Source organism: Moorena sp. SIO3I8 (assembly GCF_010692325.1).
Lineage (GTDB): Bacteria > Cyanobacteriota > Cyanobacteriia > Cyanobacteriales > Coleofasciculaceae > Moorena.
Map to the genome: position 1 here is coordinate 40,608 of NZ_JAAHHW010000027.1, position 21,389 is coordinate 61,996.

A 21,389-nucleotide genomic window follows, 5' to 3' on the forward strand; every position below is an offset into this window, starting at 1 on the left:
ACATAATTAACTGCTTACATCCAAGCCTTATAGAAGGACAGAGATTTACGCGAACCTGTTCACAGCAGAAGCTGAGTCATCTTCTAGCTTTGATTTAAAAGCAAGCTGAGCCTCTGAGTTCGCTAGTTCTTGAAAATGAATAACTTCTTTACGGGGATCAGCATGACTGACTTTGACGTGTAAGCGATCGCCTAATTGAACCGAACGCTGGAAACGCATGGGCAATTCTAGACCTAACTCTTCTAGGAGAATGTTGCCCTTATTCTCGTTTTCTCGCCACCAACTGAGTACTAATACTTGCCAAACCTGATCTGGGTTACGCCGTAAATATTCCAATCCCCAATATTTGTTGGTATCACGTTCTACTTCACTAGCATCCTTAGCTGTTCTGGTTACACTCTGCATCGTTTCGAGCAAATGTTCAGCTTCAAAGGGTAGGGGGTCACCCCGTAGATGAGCTTTGAGCTGGAAATGAGTCATTAAGTCAGTGTAGCGGCGGATCGGAGAGGTTACCTGGGTGTAAGTTTCCAAAGCCAAACTAGCGTGGCGTGTTGGGGTAATGCTCATTTCACTTCTAGGCATACACCGACGCATGGCACAGAACCGCACTGGACCCGCTGGCAATAGCAGCAGTTCTTCTTGGGAAGGAAGTTCTGGCTGGGGTTGTCCTCGGAATGGTAGCGGAATTTGGTGCGCTTGACCATAGCGTCCAGCCACTTCACCTGCCAGAATCATCATTTCTGCCACCATTTGCCGTGATGGTGAATCTTCTAACACCTCAATGGTAATTTTGTCATCATTTCCCACCTTGATTACCGACTCTGGCATATGGATGCTAATCGCCCCCTGAGACTTGCGCCACTTTTGCCGACGCACAGCCGAGTTAGCGATCGCAAACAGTTCTGTTTCTGCCTGTACCCCTAACTGCAACATTTCATCTACATCTTCATAAGTCAGGCGATAGGTAGGTTTAATCAGGGTGGGGTGAATCTGATAGTCATAGATGGCACCATCTTCATCCAAGATCACGCCAAAACTGAGTGCCCCACAGACTTGACCTTGAACTAAACTCATCGGACCAGTGGCCAGTTCCGATGGGAACATGGGAATCATGCCCGTGGGTAGATATATGGTGGTACTACGCCGTCTTGCTTCTAGGTCAAGGTTATCCCCTGGCATTACCAAGCGGGTTGGGTCAGCGATGTGAATCCACAGACGCTGAGTGCCATCCTCTAGATCTTCTATACTCAACCCATCATCTATTTCTTGGGTACTTTCATCATCTATGGTGTAGAGTTTCAGATGAGTTAAATCCAAGCGATCTGAATCTGGGTCAGTAGGAGGATTTGCCAGGTATTGCTGGGTCAATTCGAGTACCTCACGACGAAATTGAGTTGGGATTTTATGACGCAGCAAGTACTTTTGGTGAGGATGCCACAAACCCAGATTTACCAACAAATTGAAGGCATTTTCTGGGTTTTGATGGCGTTTTACTGCTTCCAGAGTTTCCTGAACTGCACGAGAGGGTTTATCTGGTTCACTAACGAACCGTTCTAGAGCATCAAAGCGAGTGCGATCGCTATCAAGCCACTCTACTTCCTCACCCCCTAGCTTTTGTTGTACTCGCTTCAAAAATTCTTCTTGTTCCTGGTGCTTTGATTGAGCCGCTGCCAGTTGATGCTTGATTTCAGCCACCATGCTAGCGGAGCGGGGTTCATAGGTTTGTGCTTTTTGTTTAAAATAGATTTTGTCTTCAAAGAGAATACAGTGTGCCGCATAGCACTGGGGTGGACTTTGCTCAGAAAATAATAACTGTGCCATGTCAGCACAGGTAACCGCCTCTCCTTCTTCCACCAGTAATTCCCAGGCTAATTCTAAGCTATCTGGGTCTAGATAGGGTTGTACTCGAGCGAGAAACTCTGGTATTTCTGATGGCTTATAAGTAGAATCTGCCACTGCGTAGGTGACTTGTCGAGGATGGAGCTTGTGCAGTTTCCCCCGTTGATCCAAAGCAATCAAGTGATTCTTGCCTTCTGGACGATCGACAACGGCGAGATGGCGTTCTCCTTGTAAGCGAAATTCGATTAGTGTTCCCTTTTCCACCAGTTCTGATAACCCGGGTAGCGTTTACCAAATCCACCTGCCCCCAGTCTATCCTGTGTTGTTGAGATGCCCAACTCAGCAGAGGGGGTCAAGTCTAAAGTCTGAAGTCTGAAGTCTGAAGTTGTCAGTGGTCAGCGCTCAGTGGTCAGTGTAACTCCTGGTTGGGTCGCAAGTTTTTAGTTACCATCTCAGCCATGCAGAGCGCGAGTGGGGCAAATCACGGCAGTTACTCATGGCTCATGGGCCATGAGTAACTGCCTCACCTTGAGGCCACTGCATCCCGCGCCTCAGCCATCGATCACCCGATTTCATCCTTCATTCTTCATCCTTCATCCTTCATCCTTCTTATTTGATATTTCATTCTTCACACGGGAAATATCCCAGAGGAAGACCGTGATTGTTCACCTTAACCTTCTTTATTAATATAGGGTAGCAAAGCCAAGAACCTTGCTCGCTTAATGGCTGTGGTTAGCTTTCGTTGCTGTTGAGTCGTTAGATTAGTAATGCGGCGGGGTAGGATTTTTCCCCGTTCAGTGATAAACTTGCGCAGCAACTCAACATCTTTATAGTCGATCGGTTCATCGGGTTTGATCGGAGAGAGACGTTTACGAAAGTAAGTCATGATTGGTTATTGGTTATTTGGGTTACTGGTTACTGATTATAGTCATTTGTGCTTTGGTCTTTGTTCTTTGTCAATAGTCCATTTTGAATTAAAAAATTCAATTCACAAATGACCAAGGAGCAAATCTACTTGATTTCTTTGTGAATTGTGTGCCTGTTGCAATTGGGGCAAAATTTCTTCAGTTCCAGACGTGATGTTGTGTTACGGCGATTCTTCCTAGTGGTATAGCGGGAAACACCAGCCGAACGCTTATTGGAGTTACTGCGACATTCCGTACATTCTAGAGTAATAACGATTCGGACACCTTTCTTACTTGCCATAGTTTTTTTTCTAAGAACTCAAATATTACAATTAAACACAATTTACTATTATCTCATGGGATCCCCCAGTCTATCAAGTAGATGCAAAATTGCTCAAGTCTCGGGAAAAACCTCACCCCTTGTTGGCACCATCATCGTGCAGCGCAATCCAGTTACAAGGGGAGCCCACAGCAGTATACTTGATATGCCTTTAGATAGACCAATGTTGAAGCCAATCCGAAGCGCTTGCTTTGCAGCCAAGCCAACCATGCCCTAGGATTTTGTTAGAGTCAGTAACCGGTGCAAGGGTAAGGAATCTCACCTCGAGAATCAAGGTAACCGCGCACCCCACTACCCTAAACTCTGAGCCTGATTGGTGTATAATACCATGACTCCTGTAACTAGGCAGACCAACAGGAAGATAAGCATCACCGCACAGATGAAAGCCAAGAGGATTTGTTCTAAGCAGTGAGCTGACCAGCCTCAGTCTAGTTATGCTGGTAGTGCAGCCAATATGCCTGCACTAGGGTTCACAACTGAATTACAATTGCTATAGTGATTGTTGGGATTTTTGAAACCCTTGGACTTGGATTCACCTCGGATTTGAGATAAGGGCTAATAATTCGGTATGATAGACGGTTTAGCAAGATTCCGATACAGGACTATTACATATAGTTGCTGTGTAAGGCGCAGATTTGTTTCCAAATGCCTATTGATTCTTGTCGGCTTACTGAGCTGCTGGTATCTACTGGGAACACCATCAGCATTAGCAAGTTTCGATGATGACAGCTTTGATGGTAATATTTTTGCTCTGTATGCTGGTAATGGCTCTATAGTCCCACCACGAATTACCTTAGAAGATTCTTTGCGCAGGAAAAAGCCAGCTTTGTTGGTGTTCTACGTAGATGACAGTAGGGATTGCAAGCTATATTCTGTGACTATCTCTAAGTTACAGGAGCCTTATGGTAGGGCAGCGAGTTTTATTCCAGTCAACATCGACACTTTGTTAGCCGATGCTACCTATACACCCACAGAAGCGGGATACTACTACCAAGATTTAATTCCCCAGACAGTACTGATTGACCAAAATGCAGAGGTAGTACTCAACGAAATTGGACAAGTTCCTTATGAACAGATAGATGATGTGTTTCGGGAAGTGTTTAACTTACTACCCCGTTCAGAATCTGTAGAGTTAAAGCTGCGCACTGTCAATGATATTAATGCTCAGTTAACATCAGAGTGATTTAATTGGCTTAGTGCTTAGACCTCCATCCAATCAAACTCCCACAACTTGACATGAACAAAATTGTTTTAGTCATGAGTGAACTGCCATTGGCGTTTACCCTATTTTTTTGTCACGTTTACGGGTTAAGCTATTTGTAAGTACAGTTAACATCCGTGCTGATGTCCAAGGTTTACAGCACACAGGAGCTAATCGAAATTTTGGCTCAAGAACGTCGTTCGTGCATGAATGGGCAACGTCTTAATCTGGCAGCTTCGGTGTCTGGTAACCCTGTGATTGATCGCTTTCTGAAACCGGAGGGAATTCAAAAGTTCAGTGCTTATAACGACTTTAAAGCCGCAGTTCACAGCTACCAACGGCAACACCAAGTTTCAGGCATTATTTGGTGCGAACTGACTATGAAAGGAAAGACTCTACGTTATCCTGCTATTGACGAGCAGTTAGCCGCCCTAGACAGTGACCTGAAAATCCTTAAAGCTGCCAAAGCTGACCTCTTAGAGTTTTGGTATACAGGTATCCAAGGTATGGACTTATACCTAAGTATTAATTTTGGTAAAGACTATCAAAAAATTATGCCCAATGATGTAAAAGAGGTCGCCCAAAAAACCGAATGGGCAAATCTCTATGAATATAAGAATTACAACTTTTGGGAAATTATATTGCAGCTAGGTTGGGGGAAACCTGAGGAAGCATCCTATAAACGGGGATGGCCGACATCAGGAAGTGAGTACATTCATGCAGTTAATCCAGGCAAGTGCCCAATTTGTTGACCGCTATCGCTAGGTCGATGGGTTGTGGGGTGCATAAAGCAGTATGATAACTATACTAGGAGCGGTCAAAAATGAAAGAACAAACTATTAATCAAGTTATTGATCAACAAATAGAAGAATTGGACTATTCAATTCGACAGGAATTAACCAAGCTTGGCAATCAAGCCGCAAAGATGGGTTTAATTGGTGGACATGGTTATTACTTAGGAAGGTACGAAATCCTATGCAAAGGTCAAATCTTCACTCTTTCACCAGAAGAAGCTTACTCTTACCTAAAAAAATTGGTAGCACAACACCAAAGATAATTGGTAAACTATGAAGTGTGAAGGATGAAGGATGAATTATGAAAATTTATCCTTCATCCTTCATCCTTTGAGATTACCAGCGTGCCTGGGAACCAGACCAAATGTGTTCTACTGATTCACCATAAACCATAGGTTCATCCTCAAAGGTAAGAGCAGTGTAACCATTGGGTTCAACAGACCACATTGGCCAATACTCATTGCCCAACTCACCAGCCTGAAATAGCACTTGATTTGGATTAGCTTGACTCCAGCCTAGCAACAGTGCATTAGTATAATGAATGCGCTTAGGAGCCAAGGTGGTGACAGTATTTTGGTTCCGATCCCAAATTACTGCGTAATCAGAACCACCTGAGGTATTAAAAAAACCTTCAAATTGTCGCCCTAGAAGGCGATCGCTTGACTCTGTCCAAGACACGGGAATCAGAATAGCGATCGCGCCGCTTAATTTATCATCATTATGATGGTTAGCTAAGGGAGAAGATGCAGTGATGATGCGCAAATGTCCAGTCTGCAAATTTTCTATAAACATCACACTACTGATGCGGCTGCGGTATAGTTCCGGCTGTCCTTGTAGTTGAATGCGACTATAGGCAGCATACTTGCCATCAGGAGACACTAGTGATTGGCTGCGATAGTACCTAAACCCAAAACTCTGATTAGCAACCAGTTCAGCATGGGTTTCCAAGACCCAATTCCAAGGAATAGGATAAGGGCTATTGAGTGGGTCACTCTGAACGTATGGTTCGGTTAGATCAGGTTTGATAGCTTCTGTTACTTCCCTTAAAGGCTGGGAAGATAGCACCGATGATTGACTGGCTACTAAGGATTCATTAGCCTTGGCTTTCTCGGCATATAGGCTAGATGTTATCAACATCAAAGTTGCTAACAACAGTCCTAGTGGTTGATTTTTAAGCCATCCTGCTAAACTCAATTGCCTTTTCAACATTGATTGGTTTTTCAGTTACTAATTAGCGTTTCTAGTTAGAGGAGCAACCCCAAGAAACTAGAATATAGTTCCTTAAATTTAAATTTAAAAGGTTAAAAAGTGATCAACTACCCCGTCCGACCCTGAATTACGAACCGGGTTTCTTACACTTCGACTCAGTCAGTTGGCTAAACCCTCCACTATCAAGCTACCGAAGGCAGACAAAGAAAATAAGCCAGGGAAAAATAAAAAATTAACACTCTTTCCTTCCCCTAAGAGGTCTTGGCTGAAGTGGGTAGCCCTCACACAAAAGTTGTCAGGCTTGACATTGGAATTAACTGGTTGGTTTGGAGGTTTTAGTGTTATGATAGCCATTTGGAATTCAACCTTGTTTTTTTGAATTCTTCTATAATGTTAAATACCCGCGTTTGACCCCTAACGGAGTACAATTGGAGCATCCTGCCTCATTATGTTGAAGGATATCTAACAAAATTCGGTGTGACTCAACCCGCTACTTCCAACACCAATACCAGACCTGAAACCTCAATAAGTATACTGAACTGCCTACTAATCTTAATTTTCAGGCTACTACTGCTAGGCGTAGGGAGTGGCTTGGCCGTGATATTTGGCATTGTTGTTGCCAATGCTTACCCTAACCCGAATCCAGAAAAACCCCTGATCTTAAAATTACTGGAGCATCTGGATAACAAGCGAGAATCAACGTTTCTCAATTTTAGTTCAATTCGGGAACCAACGGAAGCCAATCTACTAAAACAATTGACACCGGTTCAAAGAGTCCAGGTCAAAGCTCAGCTAAGTGAGTTAGACAAGCGACTGAAGAGATTGAGTGAGGAGGTGACAATGTTGGAAACTCAATTGGGAACCTCGGGAGGGAATGAATCTGTTGAAAGGCGCATCCAAGGGATCACTTTGCTTCTGAAGGAACCATCGACTTCAAGTAGCAATGCTGCATTAGTTGGTAATAGCAATGGTAATCGACTAGCTGCCTCGGCTGCCGATAAGTTGAAAGTCACATTGCCCAGTGATATTTTATTTCAGGAAAGTAAAAGTACGTTACGTCCAGAAGCAGGTTTGATCCTAGACAAAATTGTCACAGATTTGCAAGCCTATCCTGGTAGTACAATCCGAATTGCTATCCACACCGACAACCCCCGCGAAGCCAAAGAGAATCGAAACCTTTCATTTGAGCGTGCTAAAGCAGTTCAGCAGTATCTTAGTAGCGCTTTAGACGATTCATACCGTTGGCTGATTATTGGCTACGGAGAAACTCGTCCTCTGGTAGCTAATGATACTGAGGTTAACCAGCAACGCAATCGTAGGGTGGAAATTGCTGTGGATTAGTCATTAGTTATAAGGTTAGAAGGTTATTTGGTTGAAAGTTATTTGGTTGTTTCCCTTGGGCGTCCCTTGTAGGGTAGGTTGAAGATTAGAGCCTTAACAACTCAAATCTGGATGTATAACCAGCTAACTTTCAACCAGCTAACCTTCAACCAGCTAACCTTCAACCAGCTAACCTTCAACCAGCTAACCTTCAACCAGCTAACCTTGGCCAAAAGGCCACGCTACGCGAACAACCCATTAGTCATTGGTAATTTCTAGATGCGAGTTGTATTCTTTGGTACTCCCCAATTTGCTCTACCTTGTTTGGAAGGTTTGTTGAACCATCCTGAATTTGAGGTGGTGGGTGTGGTAACTCAGCCAGATAAGCGTCGAGGACGTGGTAACCAGCTGATTCCTTCCCCAGTGAAATCAATAGCATTAGCACATAAACTACCAGTTTGGCAACCGCAGCGCCTGAAAAAGCATAGGGAAACCCTAACTCAGCTAAGGCAGGTAAAGGCTGATGCTTTTGTCGTGGTTGCCTATGGGCAGATTCTCTCCCAAGAGATTCTGGATATGCCTACGGTAGGTTGTATCAATGTACATGGCTCAATTTTGCCTAAGTATAGGGGAGCAGCTCCGATCCAGTGGTGTCTTTATAATGGTGAAGCCCAAACGGGCATCACAACGATGTTGATGGATGCTGGAATGGATACTGGAGCAATGCTCTTGAAAGCATATACACCAATTAGACTATTGGATAATGCCGAGGATTTGGCACAAACTCTGAGCAATTTGGGAGCTGATTTGCTGATTGAAACCCTCCTCAAGCAAGAGTTACAGGACATCCAACCAATTCCTCAAGATGACTCATTGGCTACCTATGCACCACTGATTCAAAAGTCAGATTATGGCCTAGATTGGTCACGCTCTAACTTGGAGTTACACAATCAGATCCGGGGATTTTTCCCGAACTGCGTCACCTCATTTCGGGGTAAATCTCTGAAAATCAGTGCCACTGTTCCCTTAGATTCGGCTTACTTATCCGAGTTGCCTTCACAGTTAAAAATGCGATCGCAGGAGTGGTCTACTCTTGATGTTGGTTCAGGTCGTCCTGGAGAAGTTGTAAAGATTGCGAAGGGAATCGGTCCAATTATTCAAACTGGAAAGGGACTGTTGTTGTTGCAGCAAGTGCAACTAGCTGGCAAACGTGCTCAATCGGCTTGGGATTTTGCCAATGGTATGCGTTTAGAAGTAGGAGAAGTTCTAGGTAATGGTTAGTTAGTTAGTTGCGGTTTTCAAGGGTTCGTAAAAGCGGCAAGAATCACATGGTCCGTCTGGATTGACTGCACAACGAATCAATTCAGAGTGAGCATTGAAATAACAGCTGGCATCCCCAATCACCCAACGCCCCTGGAGCAGGCTTTTTTCACTAGGGTGTCCAGAAGACTGCACATACAGAGCAATTTTATGCAAACGATAGCGCCCTGACTTAAGACAGTAGCGGTGGCGGCGCTCTAAAACTGTGTAGGTTTTACCTTTAAAGTCGAGATAGTTACCGGGTTGAGGTATCCAATCCAGTTGAACATTGCCAATGGTCTGAAGCGGGTGCGTCAAAATTAACTCCGTGGGTAGAGAATCAGGCTCCATAGTGCTTATTGTTAATCACGCTACATTTGGATGGTATCGCAGGCTGTGGGCTGACTATCTAGCCCAACAGAATTCTACATAGAATTGTCTGGTTAAGTACAACACACTGGCGCTCTTCTTGAAGACTGGATTGATCAACGAAGTGATTAACCGAACTTGATATTACCCATATTGGGAAATTGGTCATTGAGCAAAAAATGCCTTAAATTCGTGATTGGGGTGCATAAAGTTGGGAATGCGCGCAAGTTAATTCTGTAGTCAGCTTAAAAGACTGTCAGATTAAAAGACTATCGTTTCTGTTCTCTTCGTTCCATTAGCAGTTTCTACTTGTTTGCCCAAAACCCCATGACAGCAGTTAGTCCTGTGGTGTGAAATTCATCCAATGTTGAACCAAAAGCCGAGGCTACCAACCTTGTAACATCCTTGAGTTGCAATGTTGGTGGCTTGGGGGTAGAACTGGTGGAGTTGTTCATGGACCTGGATCAATTCACCAACTGACATTGTCTGCCAAGGACTTGAAAAATTTTCCAGCTATACCCCCATCAAAAATGCATTTACAACAAAGAACAAAGTATGAACATCTCTGGTATTTTACCGAGGACTAACGCACTTGCTTGCCTCGACGGCTTTTTCAAGTCAGAAACCCATGGGCGTTTCGCCGACAACAAAGGAATGAAAATCTCTCTTCCCTATTCCCTATTCCCTATATTCAGATTAGCTTAATGCACTATATTCGTGTTTTAGATATATGAAGTTATTCTTTGGTCGCCGCTCATCTCCTGTTGTCGAGCCTACTCAGGAAAAAACTTCAGGTTTGGGAACATTCGGTGGGGTCTATACTCCGTCGATTCTCACCATCCTGGGGGTTATTATGTACCTGCGCTTTGGTTGGGTACTTGGTAATGTTGGTTTAGTGGGTACCCTCATCATTGTTACCCTCTCCACCAGTATTACCTTTTTGACGGCTCTGTCTATTTCTGCGATCGCAACTGACCGCATTGTTAGGGCTGGTGGTGCGTATTACATGATTAGCCGTTCCCTAGGAATTGAAACTGGCGGTGCCGTAGGAATTCCCCTTTACTTTGCCCAAGCTCTCTCAGTCGCCTTATACACTATTGGTTTTGCCGAGAGCGTAGTTCAGACCTTTCCCCAGCTCAACCAGCTTTATGTAGCGCTAATTACTACTATTTTAGTGGCAATACTGGCTTTGACTTCCGCTAGCCTCGCCATCCGCATTCAATACTTTATTATGGCTGCGATAGTGCTATCCCTGATTGCTCTATTCGTCGGTAACCATGATTACCCTTATGATGTAGCTAATATTGAGCTGTGGGTGACCTCCAAAGAATCCTTCTGGCGTGTCTTTGCTGTCTTCTTCCCTGCCGTGACCGGTATCATGGCTGGGGTGAATATGTCCGGTGATCTACGCAACCCGATCCGCGCCATTCCCATCGGTACTCTGGCAGCTGTAGGTACAGGATATGCCGTTTATATGATCGTACCAATTATTCTATCAATGCGGGTAGGGGGAGATGCCCTAATTGCCAATCCTTTGATTATGACGCAGATGGCATTTTGGGGTCCGGCAATCCTACTCGGGGTATGGGGTGCTACTCTCAGCAGTGCCTTAGGGAGTATTCTAGGGGCTCCCCGGATTTTACAGGCACTAGCTAGAGATGGAGTATTACCCCGTTGGATGCGATTTCTAGGTACGGGTAGTGGACGAGATGATGAACCACGGATTGGCACCGCTGTAACCTTGGGAATAGCTACTGCTGCAGTTTGCCTTGGTAAATTAGATATCATTGCACCAGTGCTAAGTATGTTCTTTCTGACCACCTATCTGGTGTTGAATGTAGCAGCTGGCATTGAGGGCTTTTTGCAAAGTCCTTCGTTCCGACCCTCCTTTAAAGTTAACTGGTTTCTGTCACTGTTAGGGGCATTGGGTTGCCTGATCGTGATGTTTTTGATCAATGCCTTTGCCACAGTGGCAGCAGCTGTTATTGTCTTGGGGGTTTACCTTTGGCTACAGCAGCGGGAACTGCGCACAGCTTGGGGGGATGTACGCCGGGGGATTTGGATGGCACTGTTGCGCACTGGTATTTTTCAGATTAGTCATCATCCTGATCCGAAAAACTGGCGACCCCACATCTTGGTGCTTTCGGGAGCTCCCACTAAACGATGGTCTTTGATAGAGTTAGCCGATGCTCTGACCCATAATCGCGGTTTAGTGACCGTTTCGAGTATTTTACCCAGTAGTTCCCATAGTGTTGCTAAGCAGGCAAAGTTAGAACAAACCATCAGTGAGTATCTCGAACGGCGCAGTGTACAAGCTCTAGTGCGCTTGGTAACAGCACCGGATCCCTTTACCGGAGCCCGGCAACTGGTGGAAACTTACGGTATAGGACCACTAGTGCCCAATACAGTTTTACTCGGGGATAACGAAACCCTTAGCCGCCGCCAGCCTTACTGTCGCTTGATTACTCACATACACCAAGCAAAGCGTAATGTAGTGATTCTGCGGGAAAATCGGGAGCAGGGTTTCGGTAGTCGTCAACGGATTGATGTTTGGTGGGGCGGTAAGCAAGCCAATGGTAGCCTGATGTTGCTCCTCGCCTATCTATTGCGCAGCGACCTGAAGTGGCAAAATGCTGAGATTTACCTCAAGTTGGTGCTTCCTAATGAAATAGCAGCTCAAGCAGCACGGGCAAACCTAAGTAATTGGGTGAAACAGTTGCGGATGGGGGTTATTTGTCAGGTGCTCGTTTCCGAAGGGCGTTCTTTTAATACTATTCTTCATGAGTCATCGGCTGATGCTGACTTAATCTTTATGGGTATGGCTACACCAGACGATAAGTTTACTCAATATTACGAAAGTTTACAGCTAAAAACTGCTGGTCTTCCTACCATTGTCTTTGTACTAGCTGCCCCTGGGTTTGCTTTCCATGAAGTTCTTAGTGAAGATTTGTAGTATACCAACAGCAATTTAAAATTGTTAATTGCCAATTGACTATTACGATCAAGTCCGATTAATCAGTTATCAAAGCGATGCAGCGCGGTCTTGGGGAGGCAGCGCGGTCTTGGGGGTTCCCCCCATGAGCGACTGCCGTGGTTTCCCCCATGAGCGACTGCATCAAGACATAGTCTTGGGATTTTTGGTAATGGGTAATAGGTAATTGGTAATCATCAACTACCAATTACCTATTAGCTATTACCTATTACCAGATACAAACGCTATACCATGAATTGGAAATGCTTAATTTTTTGGTGGCAGTTTAACAATACTTAGCCAGAAATTTTCAATTGACTTCAATACTTTGACAAACTGCTCTAATTCAAGGGGCTTAGTGACGTAGGCATTGGCGTTTAGCTTGTAGCTTGTGAGGATGTCCTGGTCAGAATCTGAGGAGGTGAGAATAATCACGGGAATCAGACTCAATTTTGGATCAGATTTGATCTGTGCTAACACTTCACGACCATCCATCACTGGTAGATTCAAATCCAGCAAAATTACGTCGGGACGGGGTGCCTTAGTATAAGGGGACTCTCGACGTAGAAATGCCATAGCTTCCTTACCATTGCTAAACGTCTGCAGATTGTTGCGGATATTGCTATTTTTCAAAGTAGCTTTGGTCAGGTCTACGTCACCATGATTGTCTTCCACTAGCAATATTTCAATCCGCTGAATAGCATTTCTATCATTCATAATTACTAAAAACTAGTTTTTTATGTTGAGATTAAATTAATCAAAATACCTGGATTTTAGACTTGATTTTTTCTAAAATTAATACCACATATACTTATCGATATTCATTGGTTCGTTATCAGGTTTAATCGTTACTCATAATACCCTTCGTTATTATAGATTAACCATTACCAAATTTGAGAATTAATATGTGGATAATTTTTATAAAATTAATAAGTGCGAATATATTCAATATTTTTAATCCTAAATTAATAAGTATTGGTTCAAAAAAGCTTAGCTGATTAAGGAGAAGATAAAAATGCTCTCCACTTAAAGACGGGAGAGTCGATGGTAAATGATAAACGGTGATGGCTATAAAATTGGTATAATTACCCATTAATCATTACCCATGACCTATTATCCTTTATCCGTAACGATAACCCTTTAAGGGATTAGCAGTTAAGCAGATAGTTGTCATCCTACCCTCCGGATTTTGGGCAAGTATTAAAACTATCTCTTGACTTTGGGTAATAATCTATCCATCAGTACCTATCAATGTATAAAAATTATGATGAAATTATAGATAGTATTTTTACGGATTTTTTTTTAGCTGTGCCAGAATCTAAGATGCTATTTAACCTCGAAGCCCCTTTTAAACCAACAGGGGACCAACCCCAAGCTATTTCCCAACTCACCACTTACCTCAAGGCTGGCAACCCTATCCAAACTCTACTGGGTGCTACGGGGACAGGTAAGACTTTCTCCGTGGCATCGGTAATTGAAAAAGTCGGCAAACCTACCCTAGTACTTGCCCACAACAAAACCTTGGCTGCCCAGTTATGTAACGAATTGCGGGGGTTTTTTCCCCATAACGCGGTGGAGTATTTCATTTCCTACTATGATTACTACCAGCCGGAAGCTTATATCCCGGTCACTGACACGTACATCGAGAAAACCGCTTCAATTAATGATGAAATTGATATGCTGAGGCACTCAGCTACGCGATCGCTTTTTGAACGGCGGGATGTAATTGTGGTGGCTTCCATTAGCTGTATCTATGGCTTGGGTATCCCCTCAGAATACTTAAAAGCCTCGATTCCTCTGCGGGTAAATACCGAAGTTGACCAACGCCAACTCTTACGGGATTTAGTCTCAGTACAGTATTCCCGGAATGATTTAGAATTGGGACGCGGACGGTTCCGGGTGAAGGGGGATGTATTAGAAATTGGCCCGGCTTATGAAGACCGAATTATTCGGGTAGAATTCTTCGGAGATGAAATTGATGCTATTCACTACGTTGACCCAGTTAGCGGTGGAATTTTCCAAAGTGTAGAGGGAGTCAATATTTACCCTGCTCGTCACTTTGTTACTCCCGATGAACGGTTGGAAGAAGCTTGTAATGCTATTAAGGCAGAACTTGAGGAACGTTTGGCTCAATTGGAGCAAACTGGTAACTTGCTAGAAGCGCAACGGTTGGAACAGCGTACCCGCTATGATTTGGAAATGTTGCTCGAAATTGGTTACTGCAATGGTGTGGAAAACTATTCTCGTCACTTGGCTGGACGCCAGCTTGGGGAACCACCAGAGTGTTTGATTGATTATTTTCCCGAAGATTGGCTTTTGGTAGTGGATGAATCCCATGTTACGGTGCCGCAAATTCGGGGAATGTACAATGGCGATCGCGCTCGAAAGCAAGTGTTGATTGACCATGGCTTTCGCTTACCCAGTGCAGCAGATAATCGACCCCTGAAGGCAGAGGAATTCTGGGCAAAGGTGAATCAGTGTATTTTTGTCTCTGCTACTCCTGGGGATTGGGAGATGGAACAATCTCAAGGACGAGTCGTGGAACAGATCATTCGTCCTACCGGAGTGCTTGACCCAGAAATCTTTGTTCGTCCTACAGCAGGTCAAGTCGATGATTTGTTGGCTGAGATTAAGCAGCGGGTGGATTGTCAGGAAAGGGTGCTGATAACAACCTTAACCAAGCGCATGGCTGAGGATTTGACAGACTATCTGCAAGAACGGGATATTCGAGTAAGCTACTTACACTCGGATATTAACTCTATTGAACGGATTGAAATCTTGCAGGCGTTGCGCCAGGGTGAATTTGATGTGTTGGTTGGAGTTAACTTGTTGCGAGAAGGGTTGGATTTGCCAGAAGTCTCTCTGGTAGCAATTTTGGATGCCGATAAGGAAGGGTTCCTCAGGGCAGAGCGATCGCTTATTCAAACTATAGGCAGAGCAGCACGTCATGTCCGAGGGCAAGCCATTATGTATGCTGATACCTTTACAAAAAGCATGAGAAAAGCGATTGATGAGACTAATCGCCGTCGTAAGATTCAAATTGAGTATAATATCAAAAATAACATTATACCACAGCCGATTCGCAAAACCGCAAACAACCCGATTTTGACATTTTTGGATGTCTCCCGACGGTTGAATTCCCAACAGTTGGAAGCGGTGTTTGAACAGGTGGATGATGTACCTTTGGAGAAGATTCCGGAGTTGATTAATCAGTTAGAAGAACAGATGAAGGAAGCAGCAAAGACCTTGGAATTTGAAACGGCAGCAAAGTTACGCGATCGCATTAAGCAGCTGCGGGATAAACTGCTAGGTAATCGAACTTAACTAAGAGTTTTTACACTAACAGGAGTTGGAGGAATTATTGGTTTAGGGCTATTGAGGCAAGCAGACACGCCCTAGAGTATGTGTTTAAAGTAAATTATATATAGTTTAATATGTAAAGTCAAGTATGTAAAGTTTTGTGACAAAAACCAACAATCTGCATAAAAGGGAGGCATTAGCCCTGATAAATACATAGTTTAAAGGAAACTGAGATGATCGATATTTCTCTAAAATTAAATAAAGTGTCCTCATCCCAAGGGGGATTTCTCCCAAAGAATGAAGCAATAGAGCTTTGATACCAAATCCGCTCTAGTAACCCTCTGTTCAATCTAGGTCTACTTTCTTGAAAAGGGTGTATTCGACCCAGATTCCCTATGAATTATATAATTTATGAGACTAAAATTGAGCTGTCTTAACCTGTTGAGCCAGATCATGGGTAAGGGAAGATGGGCAGCAACTAAGTTTTTCCTGCTTGTTTGTTCTTCAACCTATTTGAGCTGTTGCCCGTTGCCAACCCCTGTGCAGGCGCAACCGATAGTTGAAGCCAACGATGGTACTGGTACTGTTGTCAACCCTGAGGGTAACCAATTCAACATTGATGGCGGTAAGCTGTCGGGAGATGGTGCGAATCTCTTTCACAGCTTCCAGAAATTTGGTCTGAGTGAAGGTCAGATTGCCATCTTTCTCTCTCATCCTAATATCCAAAATATCCTAGGGCGAGTGACTGGTGGTGATGCTTCTGTAATTAATGGCTTAATCCAGGTTACAGGGGGTAATTCCAATTTATTCCTGATCAACCCCGCTGGGATTGTCTTTGGTGCTGGTGCCAGCATCGATCTACCTGCTTCTTTTACCGCCACCACTGCTACTGGTATTGGTTTTGATGGCGGCTGGTTTAACGCCATTGGTAGCAATGACTATGCTTCTTTGGTAGGCAAGCCCAATACTTTTGATTTTGCTGTTTCCCAACCAGGTGGGATCATCAATTTAGCTGATTTAGCAGTTAAAGAGGGGCAGAATTTAACCTTAGTAGGTGGTACTGTTGTCAGTAATGGCACTCTTACTGCATCTGGTGGTCAAGTTACTATTGAGGCTGTGCCTGGAGAAAATTTACTCCGTATTTCCCAGCCAGGTAATATTCTGAGTTTAGAAGTTTCCCCCTCTGCCACTGTTCCCTTCACTCCCCTTTCCCTACCCGAACTGCTGACAGTTGGCGGCGGTGATGCTACAGCAATTGAGGTAAATCGTGAGGGTACAGTACAACTGATCGGTTCTGGTATCCAGGTGGAAGATGGCGATGTAGTAGTGCAGGATATCAGCGCTGGTCAGCAAGTAGTTATTGAAGCAGAAGGTAATATTCGGACAGCATCAGTTACCTCGGATGGTGGAAGAATTTTCCTCAATAGTAGAGAAGGAGGGATTGATACTAGTAGTGGCACGTTGGATTCAACGGCGGTAAGTGGTGATAGTGGAAATATTGACCTAAAAGCAAAAGATAATATCACTACCGGAAGTATCAATGCTTCCAGTAATAATGGTGATGGTGGTGATATTACTGCCGTAAGCGATAGAGGAAGTATTGATACTAGTGCTGGGGTAGTTGATTCTTCCTCTGTGGAAGGTAAAGGAGGAGAGGTTCAATTATTCGCTACCGAGGGAAGTATTAATCCTGGCGATGTAGTAGTGCAGGATATCAGCGCTGGTCAGCAAGTAGTTATTGAAGCAGACGGTAATATTCGGACAGCATCAATTACCTCGGATGGTGGAAGAATTTTCCTCAATAGTAGAAAAGGAGAGATTGATACTAGTAGTGGCACACTGGATTCAACGGCGGTAAGTGGTGATAGTGGAAATATTGACCTTAAAGCAGAAGGTAATATCACTACCGGGAGTCTCAATGCTTCCAGTAATAATGGTGATGGTGGTGATATTACTGCTGTTAGCGATACAGGAAATATTGATACTAGTGCTGGGGTAGTTGATTCTTCCTCTGTGGAAGGTAAAGGAGGAGAGGTTCAATTATTCGCTACAGAGGGAAGTATTAATGCTGGTGATATAAATGCTGCTAGTAGCAATGGTGAGAGTGGCAATGTTACTCTTGTTGCTGGTAGTGACATCAGTAAAGGAAATGTTACTGCTACTTCTACTATTATTTCCATTCTAGATTTCAGAAACCAGAATTCTACTATAAAAAGTTCAGAATCTCCAGTCTCACCAATACCTGAACCTCCACCTTTTTTAGATCTAGATCCACCCACGATTGAACCTCCTTCAGTCATCGTCTCAGAGCCATTACCACCGCTACCACCAGCAAATATAGGTATTCCACCACTACCACCACCAGAACCTCCAACACAAGAAGAGCCAGTTTTTCAACCAGTACCACCGCCAGAACCTCCAACAACATCAGATTTAGGTATTCCACCACGACCACCACTACCACCGCCAGAACCTCCAAAACCGGTAATTCCTGCACCTATAAATCCTGTAAATCCTTCAAATCCTTCCCCAACAACACCATCACCAAGGTCAGACAATCAAAACTCTGCCTTGCCAACCCAAGTTAATCGATCAGATGTGGCGGTCAATCAGAGCAAGAGGTCAAACAAGACTCCAGCAATTGAACTAGAACGACTGACAATCCTGGTACTGGAAATTACAGAGTGTCTGGCAGAAGAACAATTGCTCAGAAATCCTCAAGGATTTTCTATACAAGTTGCTGCCAAAGATTACACTAAAGCTGCCGAATGCTATGACAAAAATTTAGAATTTGCACGAAAAACTGGCGATCAATTGCGAGAAGCAAAAGCTTTGCATAACCTCGGAGTAACTCACTATAGATTGGGAGACTATGGCAAAGCTATAGACTATCATAAGCAGCATTTTAATCTTGCCCAATCAGACCCAAACTTAAGAAGAAAACCACAAGCTTTTAGTGGTTTAGGAGCCGCTTATGGCGCAATAGGAAACTATGACAAAGCTATTGAATACTATAAACAGGGTCTAGAACTAGTAAACTCAACCAATGAGTCTGAGCTGGAAAGGAATATAGTAAGCAATCTCGGATTAGCTTACTACGCTAAGAAGGAATATACCAAAGCACTTGAATACAAAGAAAAAAGTTTAGCGATCGCTAAAACATCCGATAACCTACCTGGAAAGGCAAGAGCATTATCTAATTTGAGCTTGCTGTACTATACTCTGACCGACTATAACCAAGCAATTGAATACTCTCAGCAGAGTTTAGCGATCGCACAAAAACTGCAAGATAACTATGGAGAGTTAGTAGCCCTAGAAAATTTGGGAATAATTTACCATGCTCTAGAAGACTACAACCAAGCAGTAAACTACCAACGCCAGAGTTTAGAAATTGCCAAGCAACTAGGTGATCGCCACGCCGAGGGACGAGCTTTGAGCAACTTAGGTGATGCTCTCTACAAAGCCGGAAATCCTCAAGAAGCAAATGAGGCTCTATTTGCTGCCATTGAAATTTGGGAGTCTTTGCGGTCGAACTTAGGCAGCAATGACCTTGAGAGAGTATCAATATTTGAAACTCATCAAACAACTTATAGCGCTTTACAAGAGTATTTAGTAGAACTAAAACAATTCAATCAAGCCCTAGAAATTACCGAAAGAGGAAGAGCAAGAGCTTTTGTTGAACTATTAGCAAGAGGTTTATCAGAGTCTGAATCAAAACTCAAAACTAATAAACCGATTGCTCCTCCGACTATCAAACAAATCAAAAAAATTACTGAAGAACAAAACTCGACAATAGTTTTATACTCGATTATCAAAGAATTCGTCGAAGCCCAAGGTGTGCGGCAACTTCAAGACAAAGAGCTTTACATTTGGGTAATTAAACCTACAGGGAAAATCGCTTTTCGTCAGGTTGATTTAACTAATCTGGATACATCTCTGAAAGAATTGGTTGTTATCACTCGTAAATCGATTTTTTTAAGAAGAAGCCCATCCCTAGTTGATTTAGTTCCCAGAGAAAGATTGACTAAAACAGAGAGAGCTGGTCAAACTGAACGATTAAAACAACTGCATCAACTGCTCATTGAACCAATTGCCGAACTCTTACCTACTAATCCGGAAGCTCGTGTCACCTTTATTCCCCACGAATCCTTGTTTCTAGTACCTTTCCCAGCACTACAAGACGCTTCTGGTCAATACCTGATCGAAAAACATACTATGCTCACTGCTCCCTCTATTCAGGTGCTGGATTTAACTAACCAGCAACGGCAACTGGTTTCTGGAGAAGAGATGCTAGTAATTGGTAATCCCACTATGCCTCAAGGTTTGCCCCCTCTTCCTGGAACAGAAACAGAAGCGCTAGCGATCGCTGAGATGTTCAATACTCAAGCCCTGATTGGCAATCAAGCCACCAAGAAAGCAGTTGTTGAGCAAATGTCAAGGGCAAAGATCATACATCTAGCTACTCACGGCTTACTGAATGACTTCCAGGGATTAGGTTTACCAGGAGCGATCGCCCTTGCTCCGACTAAAACAGATAAGGGTTTGTCAAGAAATAAGTTCATGGTTTTTGAGCAGATTGAGACCGAGGATGAATCATGTAATTCCACTGGGGACAAATGGGACGATGGGTCAAGTTGAGTGCTGCCATTTGTTGATCTGAAACTTTGATTCGAGTGGGGTAGACTCCCTTGATTTGAGCTGCTTTCACCCTCAGTCCTGTTTGTGTAGTCGTTCCACGAATCAGAGCAGTCATCTGAGCCAAGGAACGCAGTGGTTTTCCTGCCCAATTGAGTGAGATAAAGCTGAAGAGGCGATGCTCAATTGGGTTCCATTTAGAAGCTCCTGAGGGATAGTGACAGACCATAACTGTGATTTCGTGTGGGTCCGCCAATTTTTCCTGTAATTGGAGTTTCCAGTTGCGAACCCGATAACCGTTACTCCCACCTGAATCACACAGAATCAAGATTTTGCTTTCATCAGCAAAACGAGGTCGGTCTTTTCGTTTAAACCAGCGCACGATGGCATCGACAGCAAAAGCTGCCGTATCTCCAGAAGTACCCACATAAACATAACCTTGATTGTGAACCAAGTCGTAGATGCCATAAGGGACGGCTTTAGCCAAGGCATCTTTGGGAAAGTCATGGTCGTTGACTGCTTCGGCTTGCTGAGTCCACTCTTGCCCAGGGTTTTTGAAATTCCCAATTAGCTCTTTCTTCTTGGTATCGACACTGAGCACCGGATGTCCGGCTTTGATAAAGCGTTCTTTGACTCGCTCCAGGTAACGGAATTGCTGGTCACGCTGAGGATGCTGGGTGGTCGCAACCGACTTGCGGTTTGCTTTGAGGGAATAGCCCAACTGTTTCAACAGTCGTCTAATGCTGGTATGACTCACCAGAAAACCGATACTGGCCAACCTGGCTTTGATGCTCCGCAAACTCTGACGAATCCATTTGCAAGCACCACTTGGGTCTCCTGCTACATCTGCTTCTACTACTGCTTGCAAGCTTGCCGAGACTCCTTCGAGTTTTTTTCTACCCGTTTGCGTCCACCCCCTGCCAATCGAATTCGCTCTGTTGGACGATTGACTAACCCCTGATCAAGTTCTCGTCGCCCTCGTCGAATCGTGTTGATATCTAACCCTGTGACCTCACTCATCCTCTGAGTCCCCCCATGCCCTAACTTTTTCGCTTCTAAAGCCGCTAGCCATCGCCGTTGCTGTTCATCCAGGCGGCTCATCAACAGATTGAGTTGCTGATGTTGCTTTTGGATGGTTTTGTTTCCCTGCTGACACTCCCAACACTTGCACTGATTAATGTTTTGCCTCCCCATATGAGTACTCCGA

Annotated in this window: 18 protein-coding genes; 9 read left to right on the top strand and 9 right to left on the bottom strand. The window is 44.0% G+C overall.

Going from position 1 to position 21,389, the window contains the following annotated elements; all coding sequences use genetic code 11:
* Positions 1-45: 45 nt before the first annotated feature.
* The 3 genes from F6K51_RS13300 to rpmG all read right to left on the bottom strand — a co-directional run bounded on the left by F6K51_RS13300 (position 46) and on the right by rpmG (position 3,045).
* A complete protein-coding gene (locus F6K51_RS13300; RefSeq protein WP_293020916.1) occupies positions 46-2,103 on the bottom strand; it encodes a ribonuclease R family protein in 2,058 nt (685 codons plus the stop codon).
* Between the two features lie 406 nt (positions 2,104-2,509).
* Complete coding sequence (gene rpsR / locus F6K51_RS13305; protein ID WP_008191262.1) at positions 2,510-2,725, bottom strand: 30S ribosomal protein S18; 216 nt, start codon at positions 2,723-2,725, stop codon at positions 2,510-2,512.
* A 125-nt stretch (positions 2,726-2,850) separates the two neighbouring features.
* Positions 2,851-3,045 carry a 50S ribosomal protein L33 gene (rpmG, locus tag F6K51_RS13310; RefSeq protein ID WP_293020919.1) on the bottom strand — a complete coding sequence of 65 codons (195 nt, stop codon included), beginning with the start codon at positions 3,043-3,045 and terminating at the stop codon, positions 2,851-2,853.
* Between the two features lie 691 nt (positions 3,046-3,736).
* Here rpmG and F6K51_RS13315 point away from each other — a divergent pair.
* From F6K51_RS13315 to F6K51_RS13325, 3 genes are all read left to right on the top strand, one after another.
* Complete coding sequence (locus F6K51_RS13315; protein WP_293020920.1) at positions 3,737-4,267, top strand: thylakoid membrane photosystem I accumulation factor; 531 nt, start codon at positions 3,737-3,739, stop codon at positions 4,265-4,267.
* Between the two features lie 161 nt (positions 4,268-4,428).
* Complete coding sequence (locus F6K51_RS13320) at positions 4,429-5,037, top strand: hypothetical protein (RefSeq protein ID WP_293020922.1); 609 nt, start codon at positions 4,429-4,431, stop codon at positions 5,035-5,037.
* A 71-nt stretch (positions 5,038-5,108) separates the two neighbouring features.
* Entirely contained in the window at positions 5,109-5,342 is a 234-nt protein-coding gene (locus F6K51_RS13325) for a hypothetical protein (RefSeq protein ID WP_008182312.1), read from the top strand.
* Between the two features lie 73 nt (positions 5,343-5,415).
* Here F6K51_RS13325 and F6K51_RS13330 read toward each other — a convergent pair whose 3' ends face one another.
* Complete coding sequence (locus tag F6K51_RS13330; protein WP_293020925.1) at positions 5,416-6,288, bottom strand: hypothetical protein; 873 nt, start codon at positions 6,286-6,288, stop codon at positions 5,416-5,418.
* A gap of 597 nt (positions 6,289-6,885) precedes the next feature.
* Here F6K51_RS13330 and F6K51_RS13335 point away from each other — a divergent pair.
* The 3 genes from F6K51_RS13335 (at position 6,886) to fmt (ending at position 8,889) form a co-directional block, all read left to right on the top strand.
* Positions 6,886-7,629, top strand: coding sequence for an OmpA family protein (locus tag F6K51_RS13335; protein ID WP_293020926.1), 744 nt, complete (start codon positions 6,886-6,888; stop codon positions 7,627-7,629).
* Between the two features lie 111 nt (positions 7,630-7,740).
* The gene (locus F6K51_RS13340) at positions 7,741-7,887 is read left to right on the top strand and encodes a hypothetical protein (protein ID WP_293020928.1); all 147 of its coding nucleotides are present in this window, start codon (positions 7,741-7,743) and stop codon (positions 7,885-7,887) included.
* A complete protein-coding gene (gene fmt / locus F6K51_RS13345; protein ID WP_293020930.1) occupies positions 7,888-8,889 on the top strand; it encodes a methionyl-tRNA formyltransferase in 1,002 nt (333 codons plus the stop codon).
* Here fmt and F6K51_RS13350 read toward each other — a convergent pair whose 3' ends face one another.
* Positions 8,890-9,258: a DUF6464 family protein gene (locus F6K51_RS13350; RefSeq protein WP_293020932.1), complete on the bottom strand. Its 369-nt coding sequence runs from the start codon at positions 9,256-9,258 to the stop codon at positions 8,890-8,892.
* Between the two features lie 323 nt (positions 9,259-9,581).
* On the bottom strand, positions 9,582-9,731 hold the full coding sequence (locus tag F6K51_RS13355; RefSeq protein ID WP_293020934.1) for a hypothetical protein: 150 nt from the start codon (positions 9,729-9,731) through the stop codon (positions 9,582-9,584).
* A 275-nt stretch (positions 9,732-10,006) separates the two neighbouring features.
* On the opposite strand from F6K51_RS13355, the gene F6K51_RS13360 reads away from it, so the two are divergent.
* Positions 10,007-12,229, top strand: coding sequence for an amino acid permease (locus F6K51_RS13360; RefSeq protein ID WP_293020935.1), 2,223 nt, complete (start codon positions 10,007-10,009; stop codon positions 12,227-12,229).
* Positions 12,230-12,514: 285 nt separating this feature from the next.
* Here the strand turns inward: F6K51_RS13360 and F6K51_RS13365 are convergent, their stop codons facing one another.
* Positions 12,515-12,964: a response regulator gene (locus F6K51_RS13365; protein ID WP_293020937.1), complete on the bottom strand. Its 450-nt coding sequence runs from the start codon at positions 12,962-12,964 to the stop codon at positions 12,515-12,517.
* Between the two features lie 606 nt (positions 12,965-13,570).
* Here F6K51_RS13365 and uvrB point away from each other — a divergent pair.
* Both uvrB and F6K51_RS13375 read left to right on the top strand, forming a co-directional pair.
* Complete coding sequence (gene uvrB, locus F6K51_RS13370) at positions 13,571-15,571, top strand: excinuclease ABC subunit UvrB (RefSeq protein WP_293020966.1); 2,001 nt, start codon at positions 13,571-13,573, stop codon at positions 15,569-15,571.
* Between the two features lie 387 nt (positions 15,572-15,958).
* Positions 15,959-20,185, top strand: a complete 4,227-nt coding sequence (locus F6K51_RS13375; protein ID WP_293020939.1) for a tetratricopeptide repeat protein — start codon at positions 15,959-15,961, stop codon at positions 20,183-20,185.
* Here F6K51_RS13375 and F6K51_RS13380 read toward each other — a convergent pair.
* Positions 20,106-21,050 carry an ISAzo13 family transposase gene (locus tag F6K51_RS13380; protein WP_293020941.1) on the bottom strand — a complete coding sequence of 315 codons (945 nt, stop codon included), beginning with the start codon at positions 21,048-21,050 and terminating at the stop codon, positions 20,106-20,108. The two genes, F6K51_RS13375 and F6K51_RS13380, sit on opposite strands and share 80 nt — an antisense overlap.
* Positions 21,038-21,376: a hypothetical protein gene (locus tag F6K51_RS13385; protein ID WP_293020943.1), complete on the bottom strand. Its 339-nt coding sequence runs from the start codon at positions 21,374-21,376 to the stop codon at positions 21,038-21,040. The genes F6K51_RS13380 and F6K51_RS13385 overlap by 13 nt, the downstream gene beginning before the upstream one ends.
* Positions 21,377-21,389 lie beyond the last annotated feature (13 nt).

What these genes read in the sequence shown, in the direction of transcription:
- F6K51_RS13365 (WP_293020937.1), bottom strand. Translation starts at nt 12,964, where the DNA reads ATGAATGATAGAAATGCTATTCAGCGGATTGAAATATTGCTAGTGGAA.
- fmt (WP_293020930.1), top strand. Translation starts at nt 7,888, where the DNA reads ATGCGAGTTGTATTCTTTGGTACTCCCCAATTTGCTCTACCTTGTTTG.
- F6K51_RS13375 (WP_293020939.1), top strand. Translation starts at nt 15,959, where the DNA reads ATGAGACTAAAATTGAGCTGTCTTAACCTGTTGAGCCAGATCATGGGT.
- rpsR (WP_008191262.1), bottom strand. Translation starts at nt 2,725, where the DNA reads ATGACTTACTTTCGTAAACGTCTCTCTCCGATCAAACCCGATGAACCG.
- F6K51_RS13385 (WP_293020943.1), bottom strand. Translation starts at nt 21,376, where the DNA reads ATGGGGAGGCAAAACATTAATCAGTGCAAGTGTTGGGAGTGTCAGCAG.
- F6K51_RS13325 (WP_008182312.1), top strand. Translation starts at nt 5,109, where the DNA reads ATGAAAGAACAAACTATTAATCAAGTTATTGATCAACAAATAGAAGAA.
- F6K51_RS13340 (WP_293020928.1), top strand. Translation starts at nt 7,741, where the DNA reads ATGTATAACCAGCTAACTTTCAACCAGCTAACCTTCAACCAGCTAACC.
- F6K51_RS13330 (WP_293020925.1), bottom strand. Translation starts at nt 6,288, where the DNA reads ATGTTGAAAAGGCAATTGAGTTTAGCAGGATGGCTTAAAAATCAACCA.
- F6K51_RS13350 (WP_293020932.1), bottom strand. Translation starts at nt 9,258, where the DNA reads ATGGAGCCTGATTCTCTACCCACGGAGTTAATTTTGACGCACCCGCTT.
- F6K51_RS13360 (WP_293020935.1), top strand. Translation starts at nt 10,007, where the DNA reads ATGAAGTTATTCTTTGGTCGCCGCTCATCTCCTGTTGTCGAGCCTACT.
- uvrB (WP_293020966.1), top strand. Translation starts at nt 13,571, where the DNA reads ATGCTATTTAACCTCGAAGCCCCTTTTAAACCAACAGGGGACCAACCC.
- F6K51_RS13355 (WP_293020934.1), bottom strand. Translation starts at nt 9,731, where the DNA reads ATGAACAACTCCACCAGTTCTACCCCCAAGCCACCAACATTGCAACTC.
- rpmG (WP_293020919.1), bottom strand. Translation starts at nt 3,045, where the DNA reads ATGGCAAGTAAGAAAGGTGTCCGAATCGTTATTACTCTAGAATGTACG.
- F6K51_RS13320 (WP_293020922.1), top strand. Translation starts at nt 4,429, where the DNA reads ATGTCCAAGGTTTACAGCACACAGGAGCTAATCGAAATTTTGGCTCAA.